Source organism: Prevotella sp. ICM33 (assembly GCF_000517825.1).
GTDB classification, from domain to species: Bacteria; Bacteroidota; Bacteroidia; order Bacteroidales; family Bacteroidaceae; genus Prevotella; species Prevotella melaninogenica.
Map to the genome: position 1 here is coordinate 1 of NZ_JACD01000019.1, position 19,503 is coordinate 19,503.

15 protein-coding genes are annotated in these 19,503 nt (G+C 41.8%); 12 read left to right on the forward strand and 3 right to left on the reverse strand.

The genetic code is table 11. The annotated features are described in order from the left end of the window. Positions 1-730: 730 nt before the first annotated feature. A complete protein-coding gene (locus tag HMPREF1505_RS03545) occupies positions 731-2,326 on the forward strand; it encodes a capsule assembly Wzi family protein (RefSeq protein WP_036922666.1) in 1,596 nt (531 codons plus the stop codon). Between the two features lie 33 nt (positions 2,327-2,359). Continuing rightward, the gene (locus HMPREF1505_RS03550) at positions 2,360-2,809 is read left to right on the forward strand and encodes a lipocalin-like domain-containing protein (protein WP_036922615.1); all 450 of its coding nucleotides are present in this window, start codon (positions 2,360-2,362) and stop codon (positions 2,807-2,809) included. Positions 2,810-3,142: 333 nt separating this feature from the next. Here the strand turns inward: HMPREF1505_RS03550 and HMPREF1505_RS03555 are convergent, their stop codons facing one another. Continuing rightward, complete coding sequence (locus HMPREF1505_RS03555; RefSeq protein WP_036922618.1) at positions 3,143-4,249, reverse strand: MraY family glycosyltransferase; 1,107 nt, start codon at positions 4,247-4,249, stop codon at positions 3,143-3,145. Positions 4,250-4,495: 246 nt separating this feature from the next. Here HMPREF1505_RS03555 and HMPREF1505_RS03560 point away from each other — a divergent pair, with 246 nt between their 5' ends. The 6 genes from HMPREF1505_RS03560 to HMPREF1505_RS03585 all read left to right on the forward strand — a co-directional run bounded on the left by HMPREF1505_RS03560 (position 4,496) and on the right by HMPREF1505_RS03585 (position 10,580). Then, positions 4,496-5,317, forward strand: a complete 822-nt coding sequence (locus tag HMPREF1505_RS03560) for a glycosyltransferase (RefSeq protein WP_036922621.1) — start codon at positions 4,496-4,498, stop codon at positions 5,315-5,317. Positions 5,318-5,454: 137 nt separating this feature from the next. Further along, the gene (locus HMPREF1505_RS03565) at positions 5,455-6,507 is read left to right on the forward strand and encodes a hypothetical protein (protein ID WP_036922625.1); all 1,053 of its coding nucleotides are present in this window, start codon (positions 5,455-5,457) and stop codon (positions 6,505-6,507) included. A 60-nt stretch (positions 6,508-6,567) separates the two neighbouring features. After that, positions 6,568-7,824: an oligosaccharide flippase family protein gene (locus HMPREF1505_RS03570; protein WP_036922633.1), complete on the forward strand. Its 1,257-nt coding sequence runs from the start codon at positions 6,568-6,570 to the stop codon at positions 7,822-7,824. Continuing rightward, on the forward strand, positions 7,824-8,972 hold the full coding sequence (locus HMPREF1505_RS03575; RefSeq protein WP_036922635.1) for a ligase: 1,149 nt from the start codon (positions 7,824-7,826) through the stop codon (positions 8,970-8,972). The genes HMPREF1505_RS03570 and HMPREF1505_RS03575 overlap by 1 nt, the downstream gene beginning before the upstream one ends. After that, positions 8,938-9,717, forward strand: a complete 780-nt coding sequence (locus tag HMPREF1505_RS03580; RefSeq protein WP_036922637.1) for a glycosyltransferase family 2 protein — start codon at positions 8,938-8,940, stop codon at positions 9,715-9,717. The genes HMPREF1505_RS03575 and HMPREF1505_RS03580 overlap by 35 nt, the downstream gene beginning before the upstream one ends. Next, entirely contained in the window at positions 9,714-10,580 is an 867-nt protein-coding gene (locus tag HMPREF1505_RS03585; protein ID WP_036922639.1) for an alpha-1,2-fucosyltransferase, read from the forward strand. Before HMPREF1505_RS03580 ends, HMPREF1505_RS03585 begins: the two co-directional genes overlap by 4 nt. Before the next feature lie 350 nt (positions 10,581-10,930). On the opposite strand, the gene HMPREF1505_RS03590 is transcribed toward HMPREF1505_RS03585, so the two are convergent. Together HMPREF1505_RS03590 and HMPREF1505_RS03595 are read right to left on the reverse strand one after the other, a co-directional pair. Beyond that, positions 10,931-13,564 carry an SLBB domain-containing protein gene (locus HMPREF1505_RS03590; RefSeq protein WP_036922642.1) on the reverse strand — a complete coding sequence of 878 codons (2,634 nt, stop codon included), beginning with the start codon at positions 13,562-13,564 and terminating at the stop codon, positions 10,931-10,933. Positions 13,565-13,572: 8 nt separating this feature from the next. Beyond that, the gene (locus HMPREF1505_RS03595; RefSeq protein WP_036922644.1) at positions 13,573-14,193 is read right to left on the reverse strand and encodes a sugar transferase; all 621 of its coding nucleotides are present in this window, start codon (positions 14,191-14,193) and stop codon (positions 13,573-13,575) included. A gap of 150 nt (positions 14,194-14,343) precedes the next feature. Between HMPREF1505_RS03595 and dinB the strand changes: the two genes are divergently transcribed. The 4 genes from dinB (at position 14,344) to pyk (ending at position 18,395) form a co-directional block, all read left to right on the forward strand. After that, on the forward strand, positions 14,344-15,444 hold the full coding sequence (dinB, locus tag HMPREF1505_RS03600) for a DNA polymerase IV (protein WP_036922646.1): 1,101 nt from the start codon (positions 14,344-14,346) through the stop codon (positions 15,442-15,444). 356 nt (positions 15,445-15,800) lie between these two features. Beyond that, positions 15,801-16,544, forward strand: a complete 744-nt coding sequence (locus tag HMPREF1505_RS03605) for a hypothetical protein (RefSeq protein ID WP_036922651.1) — start codon at positions 15,801-15,803, stop codon at positions 16,542-16,544. Positions 16,545-16,566: 22 nt separating this feature from the next. Further along, positions 16,567-16,911 (forward strand): hypothetical protein, encoded by a 345-nt coding sequence (locus tag HMPREF1505_RS13415; RefSeq protein ID WP_036922654.1) that lies wholly within the window; start codon positions 16,567-16,569, stop codon positions 16,909-16,911. A gap of 20 nt (positions 16,912-16,931) precedes the next feature. Further along, complete coding sequence (gene pyk / locus HMPREF1505_RS03615) at positions 16,932-18,395, forward strand: pyruvate kinase (RefSeq protein WP_036922663.1); 1,464 nt, start codon at positions 16,932-16,934, stop codon at positions 18,393-18,395. The last annotated feature ends 1,108 nt before the right edge of the window (positions 18,396-19,503 follow it).

Genomic DNA, 19,503 nt, shown 5'->3' on the forward strand with positions numbered 1-19,503 from the left:
CTTGAAGTCCCCTCTGTACGGCTGTTAAACAGTCTTGCTCTTGGAAAGAAGAGGATGATTCACAATCTGTTGTTTTTATAGTTTCAAAAGTAAAGATATAATTTTATAAAAACAAATTAAAGATGTAAAATAACATAAGTTTAACATTTAAAAGCTAAATGTTTACCTTACTTCGAGAGTAGGAGGAACACCTCATCATTATAAGAATAAACTTGTCAACTCATCAGTTTATTAACTTCCCCACTTGTCTACCACATAGGTTTGTAAATAATTTTTCGTTTTCTAAAATTCTATTTATGCTTAATAGGCTTTGAAAAGACGCTCTTTTGGCTTGCAAAAGATGCCCTTTCGAGGTCTTATTAACGCCCTTTTAGAGTCCAATTAAGTACCTTTTAAAATATTCCTTTGCAACTATTTGATTACAAATAACTTACGTAGATACTAAAGCAACATGTTTTTATGTCTTTTTCTTACTTTTCTTCCGAACATTTTGTTAATATATTTCCTTGCCTTTTGAAGTTATATCTCACACAGAGACACGGAGGTAACGGAGGTTTTTTGTAAGGATGTGTAGCCCACGAAGGGGGGTTAATGTTGAATAGATAGCAGAGGACTGTTTTTATTCACTTTTTTATTTGAATTCTAACAAGTTGCGTTTACTTGCGGAGGGATTAAGTTTGCTGGTCATCTTTTTTTTATTATCTTTGTAGCTGGTATTAACTTTATAATGATGAAGAAGTTATTTTCAACCTTGGTTGTCCTTTTGATGACATCAACGATGCAGGCTCAGTATCAAGAGCCGGTACGACGTGACACGTCAAAGTTGCAGCCATTAAAAGGCTTAGAATATAAGGTAGAGATGCAGGGGAGCCTTTCAAAGGGCAAGACTCCACTCTGGCTCAATGCCAATAAGTATGGACTCAGTTCGCTGGAGACGGCGAACGGCTATCTGCGTGGGGGCATAGAACGCCCATTGAGCACGGATGAAGGACATAAGTTTGGCTTAGGCTATGGATTAGATGTTGTCGTTCCTATCAATTATACAAGTAAGGCTGTTATCCAGCAGGCATACGTGGAAGGGCGATGGTGGCACGGAACGCTGACCATTGGAGCCAAGGAACAGCCGATGGAACTGAAGAACAATGAACTCAGTTCGGGCTCACAGACATTGGGCATCAACGCTCGTCCTATTCCGCAGGTGCGTTTGGCATTGCCAGACTATTGGACACTACCCTTTGCGAATGGCTGGTTGCACCTAAAAGGACACGTCGCCTACGGAATGATGACCGACCAAAATTGGCAGCATGACTTCACGGCTAAGCAATCGAAATATACCGACCATGCGCTCTTCCACTCTAAGGCAGGCTATCTGAAGGTGGGGAATGATGAGGTGTTCTGTCCGTGGTCGTTAGAGATGGGATTAGAGATGGTTAGTATCTTTGGCGGTACCTCTTATCTTCCTGATGGTCATGGCGCAATGAAGACCATAGAGAATGGGAAAGGGCTGCACGCTTATTGGAACGCTTTTCTCCCCGGTGGTGCTGACAATGGTGAGACAACTTATCAGAATGTGCAGGGCGACCAGTTGGGCAGTTGGGTGATGCGTTTCAACTATGATGGCGACTGGCACGGCTTTTCACTCTATGCCGATAAGTTCTTTGAGGACCATTCTGCCATGCTCCAGCTTGACTATGACGGTTATGGTGAGGGTAGTGAGTGGCAGGAGAAGAAGCAACGTCGCTATTTGATTTATGACTTCAAGGACTGGCTCTTAGGTTTTGAATATCGTTATAAGCCTGATAATTGGTTGAACACTTTTGTCGTTGAATATCTTTATTCAAAGTATCAGAGCGGTCCGATTTACCATGATCATACTATAACGATAGCCGATCATATCGGAGGAAAGGACAACTACTATAACCATTATATCCTCCCTGGTTTCCAACATTGGGGACAAGGCATTGGTAATCCGCTTTATCGTTCACCGATTTACAATGAAGATGGGACTATCTACTTTAAAGACAACCGTTTCGTGGGTTTCCATATAGGTTTAGGTGGTCATCCTTCAGAGTATTTCAAGTGGCGTTTCCTCGGCACATGGCAGGAGGGATTGGGAACCTACGAACAGCCTTATACGAAGAGACGACACAATGTCAGTCTGATGGGAGAGGTAACTTACACACTGCAAGGACAGAAACTTCCGATGTGGATGAGAGGCGTTGATATCCGAATGGGTATCGGTGCCGACTTCGGTTCAGTACTCGGTGGCAACAACTATGGTATGCAGTTGACCATTACGAAGCGAGGTTTGTTAGGGAAAAAATAGCCTTTTTAATGTGAAAGAAGAACAAAACAGAATATGAAAAGAATAAAGATATTATCCTTTGTCTTGCCTCTCTTGGCACTCCTCTTCTCCGCTTGTACGTTGGAAACGGACAATGATGCAGGCAGAATGGAGGGAATGTGGCATCTTGTGAAGATAGAATCAATGACATCCGCTGCAAATGAAGACTTGAGTGAGCAGGTTGTCTTCTGGTCTTTTCAGGCAAAACTCTTACAAATGGAGGATAAGACGGGACAGCATTATAGCTATCTCTATCGCTTCCGTATTGATAATGACCAACTTACGTTGACTGCTCCTTACCAATTTGATCGTGAGAATGGCGACCGACCACTAACGGTTTATGAGCCAACATTAGGCTTATATGGTATTAAAAGTCTTACCCCAGTGTTCCGAATTGAGAAGATAGACAGACGAAAGATGATATTAAATGATGGGGCAGTAAGGCTCTACTTTGATAAATTCTAAGCGGTTACAGTCTGTTGAACCCTATTGATATCATGTGAGTTATTAGCATCTTTGGATTCTTATCTCTCTCTTCTTGACACGTTCTATCCCTCTTTAATAGACGTGCGGATGCCTAACACATGACGTGCGGAGGCTTCGCACTATTGGTGCGGACCGTAAATTCAATATAAAGTGATGCTCGGATAGAGATAAGCAGGTGGGTAGTACTTATTTAAGAGGTTACTTTTTATCTCTTTGACAACGATATAGTAAAAGGCAGGTGTAATCCTGCCTTTTGTCTATATATTAATAACGCTGCTTTGTTTTTTAGTTTCTTTCCTTTTTACTTCCTCTTTATTCTGTGAAAGGAAGTCCACCCTTTCTTCTTATAAAGATGTCGAGGGTATAGTGGAAGGCGATATAGATAATAATATCAATCGCAATAATCCATGTCACAAGAAGTTGATTGAAGAGAGAAAGGTTGATGATGATAAAGATAAGCGACAGTGCAATGATGCTTATCAATGCCTGATGCTGTGTCATTCCTGCACGCATTAGCTTATGGTGGATATGGTTTTTATCCGCTCTGAAAATCGGTTTTTGGTGAAGAATTCGTACGATGATAACTCTGAATACATCGAAGGTTGGTACGAGGAGTAAGGTTACGGAAAGGAGGGTTGCACCCTTCTGATAAGGCATGACATGTGGGTTGTACATGCAGAACTTAATCAGTAGTACGCCAAGGATGTAACCAAGTGTCAGACTACCAGAGTCGCCCATGAATATCTTTTGGTTCTTTTCCTGTTTTCCCCATATGTTATGGTAAAGGAAAGGAATCAATACACCCATCAGTCCAGCAATAAGGATGCAATAGACCCATATCTTTTCGCGTTGGAAAATAAAGAAAAGACCCGATAACGCGATGAGCGTAAGGCTCGCAGAGAGTCCGTCAATGCCATCTATCAGATTGATAGCATTCATGATAAATACCAGTACACCAACGGTTAACACCGCCCCTACGAGTGGCGGAATCTCATAGATACCTAAGAAACCATAGAGGTTGTTGATGTAAAGATAGGACATCGGAAGCAGACTTGCCACAATGATCTGCATGAGAAGTTTCTTCTTTGCCCGCACGCCAAAGATGTCATCGAGTACGCCTGTTATATAGATAACGGTGATACCCACGCCAAAGAAGATGCTCCATGGGCTGACTCCAATCTTATTGCCTTTGCTTGTATAGACCCACGCCAATAGTGCTACGACCGTAGCAATCAGCATACTGGGCATAAACGATACACCCCCTAAGCGAGGAACAGCATTCTTGTGTATTTTTCTGGCATCTGGTGTGTCATATAATTTTCTCTTTTTACAAAACGAAAGAATCTGTGGAATCATAATGAATCCACAAACAGCACTCATGGCAAATGCAAAAAGACTGATTAAAGTATATATCGACATTTTGTTTGTACTCTTGTGCTTAATAAAACTCAATAATTGTAATTATATTGTATTAAGGTGTCATAAAAAGTATAATTATTATCTGATGATAATCGTTTTTGCGAAATCTTCTCACTATGAATGGTTATTTGTTATTTTCTTTTTGTAAATTTGTAGCTAAAGAATATTAGTTGAGTCGTTGTCTATTATAGGCATTGGGCGGTTCTATTAAGTATTTTTTGTTAAATAATCCTTGAGCATCAACGTATGGAACGTATTGACATATCAGTTTTAATGGCTGTCTATAAGAAAGATAATCCAGCTTTCCTTCGTGAGAGTTTAGAGAGTATCTTTGCGCAGACTGTGGAGGCTGCTGAGGTCGTTTTGTTAGAGGATGGACCTTTGACGGATGCTTTGTATGACGTTATAAAGTCTTATGAGTCGAGATATTCAACTTTGAAAGTGGTGTCATACCCAGAGAATAGGGGGTTGGGTAAGACCTTAAATGATGGCTTACTACTTTGTAAATATAATCTTGTGGCACGTATGGATGCTGACGATATCTGTAAACCGAATAGGTTAGAGATGGAGTATAATTGGCTAAAGGCACATGAAGACTATGACGTGATAGGCTCTTGGGTGGATGAATTTACAGGCAATAAGACGCGGGTAAAGTCGATAAGAAAGGTTCCTGAAGCGTATGATGAGATAAAGAACTATGCGCAGTATAGATGTCCTATAAACCATCCGACAGCTATGTATAGAAAAGCAGCTGTGTTGGCAGTAGGCGGTTATCTCACAGAATATTTCCCTGAAGACTATTTCCTTTGGTTGCGAATGCTAAAGAATGGGAGTAAGTTTTATAATATTCAGGAGTCTTTGTTGTGGTTCCGTTATTCGGAGGAGACGGTGGCAAAGCGAGGTGGCTGGGCTTATGCTTGTGATGAGGTGCGTATCTTGGTACGGATGCTGAAGATGGGCTACATACCTTTTCATGTTTTTTGCCAAAGTGTTGTAATCCGTTTTACCACTCGTGTTATGCCTTTACCTATCCGTCAGCGGTTGTATAATCTGATAAGAAAAACATAGCTTTGCTGGGGTGAATAAGCTAAGAAATATCATACTTATCTACAAAGAGATGATACAATAAATTAGCAAACATTACGTTTCTATTTTTATATCGTAGTTAATTATTAAAGATAAATACAGAATTAAATATAGTTTCAATGGAAGACAATAAGAAAGAGAATGTTGCAGTAGTTTCCTTTCTCAAAAAACTTAAGCATGACTTGTTACGATATGTTATCGTTTTTGTTGTTGCGTTGGTAGGATCAATCTTAGTGATTCTACCTGTTCCACGCTATTATAAGTGCGATATATCACTTGCTCCGGAGATGGATAATACCGAGAACGGAGGTAAGTTGAGTTCCATTGCGTCTTCCTTTGGTGTGGATCTTGGCGATGTTGCTTCTGCCAATGCCTTGCAACCAAGTCTTTATCCAGACCTGATGAAGTCTAATGAGTTTGTTAAGAGTCTGCTACAGATTCCTGTAGAGACAAAAGATGGTTCGGTAAAAACCAGTTACTACGATTATCTTTCTAATCATCAGAAAGAGTCGCCATACGCAAAAGCGATTGGATGGATTGCAAAGAAGTTTAGCGATAAAGACAGTCTTACAAGCAAAACAGACTCTATTAATCCGTTTATGCTTAATAAAAAGCAAGACGAAATCTTCACGAATATAAAGAATAGTATTGCATGTGACATTGATATTAAGACTGGATTGATAACGATTTCAGTGGAAGATCAAGACCCCTTGATTAGTGCTACGATTGCTGATTCGGTACGAGCTAAACTACAGGACTTCATCACCAACTATAAAACAAACAAGATGAAGAACGACGTGAAGTATTATACAAAGTTGGTAGCAGAGGCAAAGAAGAAGTATGAGAACGCACGTCAGAAGTATGCAACCTTCTCTGATGCCAACCAAGATGTTATCTTACAAGAGCTTCAGTCACAACGTGATGACTTGGAGAATGATATGCAGTTGAAGTTTAATGCTTATAGTGCATTGAGCACACAGTTACAAAATGCGCAGGCAAAGTTGCAGGAACACACACCTTCTTTTACAATAGTTCAGAGCGCATCTGTACCTGTCAAGCCTGCTGGACCAAAGCGAATGGCATTTGTTTTCATTGTTGTTTTCCTGAGTATGATGGTTACATTCGTTATTTGTAACTTCTCGTTATTGTTTGGTGGAGCAAAGGGCGAATAGTTGATGATTAGAGTTAAGGATATCATAACGCGTATAAACTCATCTTCTATATCACGAAGAATGGGGCAAGGACTGGTGTGGTCGTTCACAGGAACGGCTTTAGCGAAGTTCCTTACCTTACTCGTTGGTATCATCTGTGCCCATATTTTGCAGAAAGAAGCATACGGAGAGTTCTCTATGGTGCGCTCTACGATTAATATGTTTATTGTGCTTGGCTCTGCAGGATTAGGTGTTACGTCAACTAAGTATATAGCAGAATACAGGGAGAAGCAGGCAGATAAGATTCCTGCTGTCTATGCTGCGACGAACTACTTCGGACTTTTAATGGCTATCATAACGGCAATCCTGATACTGTTAGGCGCACCGTTCATTGCTAATAATATCCTTCACCATCCAAGTATCGTATTACCAGTAAGGGTAGGAGCGGTTTTATTGTTCTTTTCTATCATCAATGGCGTACAGAATGGAGCCTTGATGGGCTTTGAAAACTTCAAGGCAATCGCTATCAATACATTGTTGGGAAGTGTCTTAGAATCGGTTTTAACGATTCTTGGAGCATATTATTTTGGCGTTAATGGAGCTATTCTTGGTTTTGGAATGGGATTCATCTTGATATTTGTTACGAATCATCTTTCCATCAATAAGAACTTCTCTGCTATTCATATAAAGAAGTTGAGCATAAAGAAACTCCATTTAAAGGACTTCTCTATCTTATATACCTATAGCCTTCCAGCAGCTTTATCGGCACTGCTTATCACCCCTTCGTTCTGGTTGATACGCTCAATACTTGTGCGAGCAGAGGGCTTTCAGGAACTTGCAGTCTTCGAAGCAGCTGACCAGTGGAAAGTTATTATCTTGTTTGTTCCCACAGCCTTCAGTCAGATAGTTCTGCCAATCCTATCCAGTTTGCATAAGGAAAAGACCTCCTTCGTCTCTACTTTGAAGTATAATATGCTGATAGTAGGTGTTACGGCACTGTTACTATCTATCGGAGTGATGCTCTTTGGCGGTTTTATTATGAGACTATACGGAGCAACTTATGACAATTCCGTACCTGTACAGATACTTGCAATCTCAACAATATTCTCCGCTTTAGCTAATGTTCTTGAGATGGCAGTATACAGTCTTGGTAAGATGTGGCAATGTTTTGCTATTAATATCGTCTGGGCTTTACTGATGGTAGGATGCTCTTACTATCTTTGTATGAGAGGCGAAGGGGCTAATGGCTTGTCAATGGCTGTATTGATCTCATACGTTGTGTCCTTCCTTATGTTCTTGGTGTACACAATTATCGTTGTTAGAAAGGAGGTAAAGTGATGTCAGAGAAGGTTCGTTATATCTTATTTGCACTCTTTCTTTTCCTTACACAGATATTAGGTACGGGCATTGTTCCTATGGGATTGTTTGCCCTTTCACTGTTAATGATATTCTCACCTACCACCTTTCTTCGTAGTCTGAGATATACTCCAATCTTCTTTTTATTCATCTGTCTCTCCTTGGGAGTCGGCTTTTACTTTGCGTTATGCAATGGTCTGAAACCTTGGAATATAGCTTATTGGGGACAATTCTATTTCCTTTGTATTCTCCTCTTGGGTGTTAAGGATAAGAAGTCGTGCTTGGAAGCGTTGCGTGTCTTCGTTTTTATCATCTTTATTCTTGACTTTGGAACGAATCTCTTGTTCCTTGTCGGTGTGAATGTACCCTGGACAGAACTGCCACCAGTACGCCCCGGCGAGGCACTTGCACGTTTCCCAGGCTTTAAGGGTAATGCCTTATATTCAGGAAGTATCACCTTTGTGAGTGCTTGTTATATGCTCAATCAGAAGAGGGTGAATAAACTTGTCTTCTACATAGGACTTGCCTCAATGGTGGGTAACCTCATCTTGTCAGGTTCGTATCGCTATCTTATCATCGGTGCGGTCGTTGCAACGATGTATTATCTGCGTCTGTATAGAAGTAAGATCATGATGGTTGGAATGTATGTTTCAAGTATTATCATTGTGTTTATGGCAACACTTGTCACGATGTTCTCTAATCTAAGTAACTTCTATCGAGCGTTTATTTGGTTCCATTTCTTAAAAGAGATAGCAAAAGACCCATGGATAGGACATGGCTTCTTTAATATCCATTTGGACGAAAACCAAGACTTTAGTACACCTTCTCATTTGATAGCCAATGGCGTGACGGAGTCTTGTATCTTGACACTTGGCTATAGCTTTGGTGTCATCGTCTTGTTATTCTTCCTCGTAAGTATTGTCAAAACATTGTTGAGATATAAAGCATACCGACGTTATTCAGTAGAGTTAGGATTGTTTATCGGTTTAACTTTGGACCTCTTCTGGGGTGGAAGCTTCGATAATACCTATACCTTTGCGTTATTGTTATTAAGTTGGTATCTGATTAATGAGACTGCTTGTAAAAGAGAATTGAATGAAGACATTCACGATAGTAATACCGACGTATAATAATCTCGACCTTTTTAAGAGTGCATACAGTTCTGTCTGTAAGCAGGATTTTAAGGACTATGAGATTGTTGTAGTAGATGATTCTGACGATTCGTCTATAGAGGATTACGTGTCTTCGCTTAATAATCCGGTTCTTGTTTATCGGCATCATGTTCCCTCAGCAGGCGCAGTGAATAACTGGAATCACGGTTTACAGTTGGCAAGTGGTAAGTATGTTATTGTATTACACCATGACGAGGCTTTCGAAGAAGACAATTATCTGACTTCTCTAAACGTACAATTCCAAAAGGGATATGAGGTGCTTGTGACGCGTGTGAAGGTTTTTAATGGTGGAATTTTAAAGCCAAATGTCTTTTCACAGGCTGTGATGAAATTCTTCATAGGCTGCCCTTCCCTTCTTTTCCTTTGTAATGTTATTGGACCTTGCTCCTGTATTGCTTTTAAGCGAGAGCATATCACTGACTTTGACAAGCGCCTTAACTGGCTTGTTGACGTTGATTGGTATTACCGTCTACTGAAGAGGAAGCGCAGAAAGTTCTTAGATTATCTTCATATCAACTCTTTTAACGACCATGAGGATAAGATTACAAATCAGATAGATGTGAAGCAATCGGAGGTGAAAGACATAGCTATTCTCAACATAAAGTATAAGTATCATCTTCTATTAAGATGTTGCTTATTCATCAATAAAATGGTTATGCTCTATGATTTAAAGGGTATAATAAAGAAACTCATCCGCAAATGAAGATAGTAAAGATATTAGGTGGCTTGGGCAATCAGATGTTCCAGTATGCTTTATACCTCTCTCTGCAGGAGTCTTTCCCCAAGGAGCGAGTGGCACTCGACCTTTCCAGTTTCCACGGCTACCACCTGCATAATGGTTTCGAACTGGAGAACATCTTTTCAGTAACGGCTCAAAAGGCTTCAGCTGCTGACATTATGCGCATAGCCTATTACTATCCTAATTATCTTTTATGGCGTATTGGCAAACGCCTACTCCCACGTCGTAAGGGTATGTGTTTGGAAAGTTCTACGCTCCGTTTTGATGAAACGGTGTTGACGAAAGAAGGAAACAGATACTTCGATGGCTATTGGCAGGATGAGAGATACTTTGTAGCGTGTCGGGAGAAGGTGTTGAAAGCCTTTACTTTTCCTGCTTTTAAGCGTGCTGAAAACCTATCTTTGTTAGAAAAATTAGATGAAAACAGCGTTGCATTACACGTAAGACGAGGAGATTATGTTGGTAATAATCTTTATCAAGGTATCTGCGACCTCGACTATTATCGCACTGCCATTGAGAAGATGTGCGCTCATGTTACGCCCTCACTGTTTTGTATCTTTAGTAATGACATCACATGGTGTCAGCAGCATCTTCAGCCGTATCTGAAAGCTCCAGTAGTCTATGTGACATGGAATACAGGTGTAGAGAGTTACCGAGATATGCAGTTGATGTCGTGTTGTGCGCATAATATCATCGCAAATTCTTCCTTTTCGTGGTGGGGGGCATGGCTCAATCAGAATCGTGAAAAGGTGGTTATTGCACCTAAGAAATGGTTGAATATGGAAGAATGTCATTTTACTTTGCCAGCATCATGGATTAAAATCTAAATTCTTTTACCGCTGTCTGATACGAATAGAATGGCATATTTTCTTCTGCTAAAACTCTTTTAGACAATGGGAATGGGTAGTGTAACGCTTTCCCAACCACCAAATCATTCTCTTTTTGTACTCTATTGTGAGGCTATAAGTGCTCCGCACCAATGGTGCGAAGCATGAACACGATATGTACGGGGCACCAACACGAGTTTAATAGATGGCATAAAACGACTTTATACAGGTGATACTCATCGTGTGGCATTGATAAAAAAGAAGTTAGGTCAGTACAAATTGCATTGACCTAACTTCTTTTTTATTGACTCCAAAACACTGCCTACAGTCTTGTTGACAGAGATAATTTCTTACTTCATCAAGTTTGCAATCGTAGCAATGACGGCTGCGATGCTGGCAGCACTTGAACCGACGCTGAGGGTTTCGGCAAGGCTCATCTTACTTTGTATCTTTGTTGGAACAATGATTTCGCAGCCTGGGCGCACCTTAGCATTGTGGCCTACCTTCGCTAACATACCGTTCATGTAGAGGATATAGGTGTTGCTCTTCTTCGCATCACTGGCAAAACCACCTGCCTGATCGATATAGTAAGCAACGCTCTTGCCCTCAACATAACCGACAGAGTTAGGGAACATAACCGCACCATTAATCTTAACGGTTCCATTGTATTGTGGAATGACGATGCGGTCGCCCTCACGAAGAACGATGTCGGCATCGCTTCCTGGATTAGCTATCGCCTTATCTAACTCGATACCAACAGGATATACGTCAGGAACTTTGAACTTTTCTTCTACTTTCTTATTGTTCTGCTCTATCGCTTGAAGCACACCAGCATCCTTTGTTCTGATGGCTAAGTCCATCATGTTCTTACGTTGCTGTTCCAACTGCATCTTATAAGCGTTCTCCATTCGTATGCGTTCGGATGGAGTAGGGCGACGCTCTAAGCGTGCACCTTTGATATATCCGAGTTCTGTTGCACCACCTGCTGCCTTGTAAATGTCGCTCAAGCGCATCTTTCTTGATGTTAGTGTGTAGTTTCCTGCAAATACAACCTCGCCGTCAATACTAACATTCTGCTGATTGGTTGTACCCGGACTCTTACGTACATACACCTCATCGTAAGGCTCCAGAACGAAACCTGGCGCACCATCGATGACAAAGCCGTCACGTAGAGAGAAGGAGTAGGTTCGGGCGATGATAGAGTCTGGCGTCAGTGCTTGTGGGTTTGTGATACGACGAGACACATCTACTCTCACCGTAGAGGCACTCTGTTTCAGACCTCCAGCTTGTAGGATGAAGTCTTCTAACGACTCATTATCAGCATATTGATAGATACCTGGATAGAGTACTTCACCATGAATGGTTATGGTTCGTTGCTCCTGTGCATCCGTACGTGTAGGGATGAAGAGTACATCTTCATTTTGTATAGGGATGTCAGCCACACGACCCGTAAGGATTCCGTCCACATCTACCGAGATAACCTCCAGTGTACGGTCAGCCTTCTTACGGTGTAAAACGGCGTGTGGAGCAAATGCCACCTCTGTCAATCCGTCTGCTGCTTCAATCAATCCACGTACACTGTTGATGCGTCCACCAACCTCATACATGCCCGGACGGAACACAGCTCCTTTGATCTCAACCATGTTTTCGTATCTTGGAATAACCGAGTCAACACTGATTGAGTCCTCGTCAGCCACGCGGAAGTTGCGCATGTCAAACTCATTAACATTGAAGATTGAATACTGGCGACCCGTCTTTCTACGTACACGTACCGAACGTGTATAGGCATCACCTGCAAATCCACCCGCATAACCGATGAGCGTTCCAAGGCTTTCGCCACGTTTCATCTCATAGAACATTGGGCGTTTCACCTTACCGCTAATCTGTGCAAGCATTTCGTAAGGACCAACAACGATGACGTCGTTATCAGCCAATCGCACGTTACCACTCAGATGACCGCGACGAAGGAAGTCGTATACGTCAACCGTAGTGATGAGTGTTCCTCCTCTATAAACCTTGATATTACGCAGTGTTCCTAAGTCACCAATACCGCCAGCCATGTAAAGTGCGTTGAAAACAGTGGCAAAAGCTGACAGTGTATAGGTTCCTGGGGTCTTTACTTCACCCACAACATTCACCATAATGGTATGGGTCTGACCAACAGAGAGGCGTATGTTCGAACTACTAAAACGTTTACCAATCTTCTCACGAATGCGGTTGTTTGCTTGATCTACTGTCAAACCACTCACCTGAACAGGACCGAAACCTTCCAAGGTGACGTAACCATCGGGCGCAACCGTTGTCTGATAAGACTTCTGTGAAGCACCATATACATCGATAAACACAGCATCACCGGGACCAATACGGTAGTTGCGGGGCAGTGCCATGTTCATGTTTGGCTCAAAAGAAAGACTCTTATTATTAAAGATGTCACGTCCCCAAACCTTCTTTCGGTTACGACTCAGCTGCTTCAGTAGGTTTTCATACATCGCAGCAGTGTCCTGTGGCATCCAATCATTCATCTCAGCCTGCATCTTCAGGTACTCACCATCGTTCTCATCGTAGGTGTTTGTCCACGAACGATTAGCCGAGATACGTCCCTCAGAGTATCTGTTTATCTCCTGCTCGTTGTTGTTGTAATCATCGAGTGTCGCATCAGCGATTTGTCGTTTGCTCTTTCCAGGGGCAGTAGTAGGACTTGTCTGTCCGTTATTTGTACGACTACGATCCGTTGTCGTACCCTCTTTTGCGGCTCCAAAAGCAGCATTTCCCTTCTGCATCTTCTCGTATATGTTTCTCACACGGCGTATCTGCGAGATGTCTACACCACTCTGCATGAGCTTGGTGACAATCTGCGCCTGTGGAGTACCTTTCTTATGCTCCTTCTGCACGAAGTCCATTACCTGCGTATCCGTCATAGATGACTGTGCAAAACCGTTCAAAGAACATAATGCGAGTAATACAAATAGAATATATTTCTTCATCTTTCTGTTTAGAATTTCTTTCCAGTAACAATTTTTAGAACCGTCTTAATGACGATGGTAAAGTCTAACCACAAGGTTCGATGTTCCAAGTAGTGGATGTCCATCTCCATTCGTCGGAGCATTTTCTCTATTGTATCGGTATAACCATTGTAGAGTGTTGCCTCAGAGGTAAGCCCCGGTCGCATCTGATAGATGAGCTGATAGCGGTCGGTCTGTTCGATAATCTTGTCGATAAAGAACTTACGTTCAGGGCGCGGACCCACGAACGACATGTCGCCTCTGAGCACATTCCATAGTTGTGGTAGTTCGTCTAAGTGATGTCCACGCAGGAACTGTTCCAATCGAGTAGAGTTCGAACTGTCACATTTTGCAACAAGTTGCGGACCCTCTTCCTCCACAACACTGCTCATTGTACGAAACTTAAAGATAGCAAACGGACGTCCTTTATATCCGATACGTATCTGTCGGAAGATGATGGGTCCATTGCTTTGATAAGTAATAAGAATACTGATGAAGAGAAATAGAGGAGAGCAGATGATAAGTCCTATGAGCGCACCAACAATGTCAAAAGCACGCTTCAAACAGCGTTGAAGCTTTCCCATGGCATCATGACTCTCGTTTTCTCTCATTTGGTTATTCGTACTTTGGTCCGTATAGTTATTATAACTCTATTTTTGTTATTTTGTTGCAAAGATACGCTTTTTTATTTATTTATTAATCAGAAATCCTTATCTTTCCACTTCTTAGCCGTATCTTTGCATAGAGAACAGGGTACTATCATGCGTAAAATTATTCACATTGACATGGATGCTTTCTTTGCTTCAGTTGAGCAAAGGGACAATCCAGAACTGAGAGGGAAGCCTATCGCTGTCGGTTTCGATGGTCCACGTGGCGTGGTGTCGACTGCCAGCTACGAGGCTCGTCCTTTTGGTGTTCATTCTGCCATGTCAATGGCGCAGGCGAAAAGGCGTTGTCCGCAGCTAATCGTTGTCTCTTCACATTTCGATAGATACAAAGAAGTGTCACGACAGATTCATGCTGTCTTTCATGAATACACCGATTTGGTTGAGCCAATCTCACTGGATGAGGCTTTTCTTGATGTCTCGGAGAATAAAAAAGGGATAGAATTAGCTGTCGACATAGCGAAAGAAATCAAGCGAAAGATATTCGAGCGCACCTCGCTAACTGCCTCTGCAGGAATAAGCTACAATAAACTGTTGGCTAAGATAGCCTCTGATATGCGCAAACCAAATGGAATCTTCACGGTACATCCCGACCGTGCGCTTGATTTTATCGGTAAACTCCCCATTGAGAAGCTATGGGGCGTTGGACCAAAGACGGCTGAGCGAATGCACAGTATGGGTATCTTTACGGGTGAACAACTACGAGAAATATCGCGAGAACACCTTGTGCAGGTGTTTGGTAAGATGGGTAATGTCTATTATGATTTCTCACGTGGCATTGACAATCGTCCTGTCATCGTTTCCTATGAGCGTAAGTCTGTGGGCTGTGAGCGCACTTTTCTTGAAGATTTACATATCGAATCGGAGATTATCATCGAACTCTATCACATCACTTTAGAATTAGTTGAACGAATCAAGACGAAAGATTTTAAGGGTAGAACCCTCACACTCAAACTGAAGTGGGATGCTACAACGCAGATAACACGTAGTCTTACACAGGATAAAATCCTCCGAACGAAAGATGATATCCTCCCTCTTGCCAAGCAATTATTAAAAGATACGGACTATCACAACCGCCCCATCCGCTTGATGGGACTCTCTGTTTCTTCGCCCGAAACGAATGAAAAAGAAGGACAAATTCGCCCACAATGGATAGAAGGATTGCTCCCTTTTGAAGAAAAAGACTTTGTTACGTAATCGTCTTGTGACATCTTCTATTTACGATGACGAACTTAACGCTCCTTCTTCCTTATTTTTAAGTGGGGTAGAGGTACTGCGCACATCGTGTGCTGATGCTCTGCACATCGTGTGCTAAGGCTAAACACAAATGGTGCTAAGCACTAAATGCAGTGTAGATAGCGGTTTCTTGTTGTAGAATCTTATATTAGAGGTTTCTCATTTGTTCGTAAAATTGGCCTTAATATTATTGCTTAAAACATTTCCAAATATGGAAGAAAATTATTAATTTTGCACAAGATAAACCGTGTTAGACTATTAGGGATGTTGTTAACCCTTTGTCCTCACTAATCATTGTTCTTAAGAAGTGGTAGCATATGCAGTATAATGTAACTTGTAATAAATGCAATCGCACGTTTATGATTACGGCAGATGGCAATGATAAAATACATTGCAATTGTCCTTATTGTGGAGAGTCGTTGCTCGTTAACTTGCCAACGTTGGCAAGTCCTGTTACCCCTTCTGTACAACAACCTATTATGGGTCAAGGTGAGCAGAAAGGCTCTGGCTCTACACTGAAAGTCTTGCTTACTATCTTGATAGTTCTCATCTTAGGAGGCTTGGCAGTCTTTGGTTACATCTATTGGAACAACCAGAAGGAAGCTGCTCAGCAAGAACTTCAAGCACAACGCAAGGCACACGCTGACTCTGTGATGCAGGTTCGTGCGCAGATAGAGGCGCAAGAAGTTGAGGCACAGCGACAGGATGAGAAGCGAAAGAGTATCTGCAGATTCTTAGAGTCATTCTATAAGAAAGCTGTTCTTACGGAGGATGCGGATGCAGACTTCTACAGTCGTTACCTCACAGATTACTGTCATCGAATGGTTTTTGGCACTGAAGGCTCTTATGACTATGATGTTGATGAGGCGACTGTGTGGTGGGGTGCCTTCGGAAATACGGCTACAGAGCCAGACTTTAATCAACTTCAACGCAACCTAAAGGTTGATGCTATTGATGATAATTGGTATAAAGTGAGACTGTCGCAAGATGGTGAAACGGAATATCGTCAGGTGAAGGTGCTATCGCAAGATGGGCATATTCTCATTGACGACGTAAGATAATAACAGACGAAAGGAGGTTTAAATGCAATTTCAGATAGCCTGTAAACATTGTCATCGTCCCTTTGTAATAAAGTCGGAGGGTGGTAATACGCTAAGATGTAATTGCCCCTATTGTGGTGAGAGTATGACGGTTGCAACCCCGCAGATGGGTGCGCCAAGTGGTAGTGCTGCTGAGACAACTGCCACTGTGAACCATGTACAAGTGGAAAGGGATAACACGCAAAGCCAAGTCAGACCTGCGATGGATAAAAAAACATCGAAGGGCGGACTGGGAAAGAAAGTAACCATCATCTTTGTTGGCTTCTTATTGTTCGTTATTCTCATGTCATCACTCTTATATATTATTTTCTCAGCAATGTCAAATTAAACAATAACACACTCAATTTTATGAAACAGACAAAGATAGTATGTTCTATTAGCGACCGTCGCTGTGATGTTGACTTCCTAAGAAAGCTTTTCTTCTCAGGTATGAATGTCGTTCGTATGAATACGGCACATGCAAGTCCTGAAGGTATTAAGGAGATTATTCGCAATACACGTGCTGTGTCTCAGCATGTAGCTTTGCTGATTGATACCAAGGGACCAGAGGTGAGAACCACTGCTGTGGATGAGCCTATCCAGTATAAGGTGGGCGATATGGTTAAGATTTTCGGTCGTCCTGAGATGGAGTCAACAAAGGACATTATTAATGTTTCTTACCCTGACTTTGCACGTGATGTGAAGGTTGGCGACCACGTTCTCTTTGATGACGGTGCATTGGATATGCTGATCGTTGAGAGTGCAGGTCCAATGTTAGTCGCACAGGTGCAGAATGAAGGTGAGCTTGGCTCACACAAGAGTGTGAATGTACCTGGTGAACATATTGAACTTCCTGCCTTAACAGAGAAGGATAAGGCTAATATTTTGTTGGCAATAGAGGAGGATATCGACTTTATCGCTCACTCTTTTGTTCGTTCAGCAGCTGATGTTCTTGAGGTTCAGAAGATTCTTGACGAGCATAACTCTGATATTAAGATTATCTCAAAGATTGAGAATCAAGAGGGTGTAGACAATATCGACGAGATTATCGATGCTTCATACGGTATCATGATTGCACGTGGTGACTTGGGTATCGAGGTGCCTATCGAGCAGATTCCTGGTATTCAGCGTAGCATTATCAATAAGTGTATCTTGAAGAAGAAGCCTGTTATCGTTGCTACTCAGATGTTGCACACGATGATTAACAATCCTCGTCCTACGCGTGCTGAGGTTACTGACATTGCGAATGCTATCTATAGCCACACCGATGCGTTGATGTTGAGTGGTGAGACAGCAAGCGGTAAGTATCCTGTTGAGGCAGTGCAGACAATGGCTCGTATTGCTGAAGCAGCGGAGCAGGATGCACATAAGCGTGGTCATGTTAGTGTTCCTATGACAAACCAGAATGATCAGCGTGAGTTCTTGTCAAGAAGTGCTATCGAGGCTACTGAACAGTTGGGTGTAAAGGGTATTATCACCGATAGCGAGACAGGTCAGACTGCTCGTAATCTTGCTGCTTTCCGTGGTCCACACCCAGTCTTAGCTATCTGCTATAAGGATAAGGTACAGCGTTGGTTGAACCTTAGCTACGGTGTTATTGCAGTTTATCAGCATCGTTATAAGTCAAATGAGGAGATGTTTACAGCTGCTTTGCGTATGCTTCGGCAGAAGGGTTACATTGAGTTAGAGGATAAGATTGCTTATCTTTCTGGTACGTTTGGCGAAGGTGGTGGCACTACCTTCCTTGAGATTAACAAGGTGGGTGATGTCTTTGCACGCAAGTATCGCTTCCATCTCCCTGAAGAAGTGAACACGGATGAGAAAGGGGAATAACCCTGTTTCCTCACAGCGTGAATGTCACATGAAGTAAAATTGAAGGAGTGGGGGCTATTTAAGCCAAACTGATTAGTAGATTACAATACGCATTATTGCTACTATGTGTGGTATGGTCTCCCAACTTCTATTATCTTCTTATTGGCACTTTATCTCGCTTTTTAGCTTGATGTAGTCTGCTACATCTTTGTTATTGAGACAAATAAGGTTCCTCCAGGGTATGGAGTGATAAGCTAAAGCTATCATATAATACGGTACACAGAGCAATTCTAAGTTTGCAGTAAGAAACTTAGAGTTGCTCTGTTTTTTATTTCTTAAACCTAAATCGCTCTATTGTGGGCTATTGAACGATTAGAATTAAGGTTCTAAACGTAAAGACAAACCCTATTTATCCAAACTGCGGATGAAGTCTTCTTTGTCCTGATTTTTCACATACTGATTTTTAAAAGACCACCAAATGGCTTGCAAATAACGCCTAATTGGCTTGCAAAAGGTGCCCTTTTGAAGTCTTACTAACGCCCTTTTGGAGTCCAGTTAAGCACCTTTTGAAACCCTACTTCGCAACTGCTTGATAACAAAAGAGTTACAGCAGCGTTAAATTAACTCGCTTTTAAGCTATTTCCTTACCTTTTCTTAGAAGGGTTTGTAAATATATTTCTTCGCTTTTGAGGGGTAAATTTCACACAGAGGAATGGAGTTGAAGGAGGTTTTATCTACCTTGATATAGTCTGATATGCCTGTTGTAAGGGCAAATATCATGTGTAACAATAAAATAAGAGAGGGGTAGGAGCTAATGAATAATATGAATGAATATGGCTGTGTGTAGGTTTCTTCCTACCGAATTGGCAAGAATGACGATAAAAAAGAGCCTCATCCGAAATATGGAGTGATAAACTAAAACTCTTACATATAAGGCACACAGAGACACGGAGGGATGGAGGTAAAGCCAATATTACAGAGGTGCCGACGGCACAAAGAGCAACGGAGGTGTAGCATACAGATTCTTGATAACTATTTTGGGGTAAACGCTTTGTATATAAATGGCTAACAAATTTGGCAAACAAGCTCCGTCGCTCTATGCACCGACGGTGCCTCCGTGACTTCCATT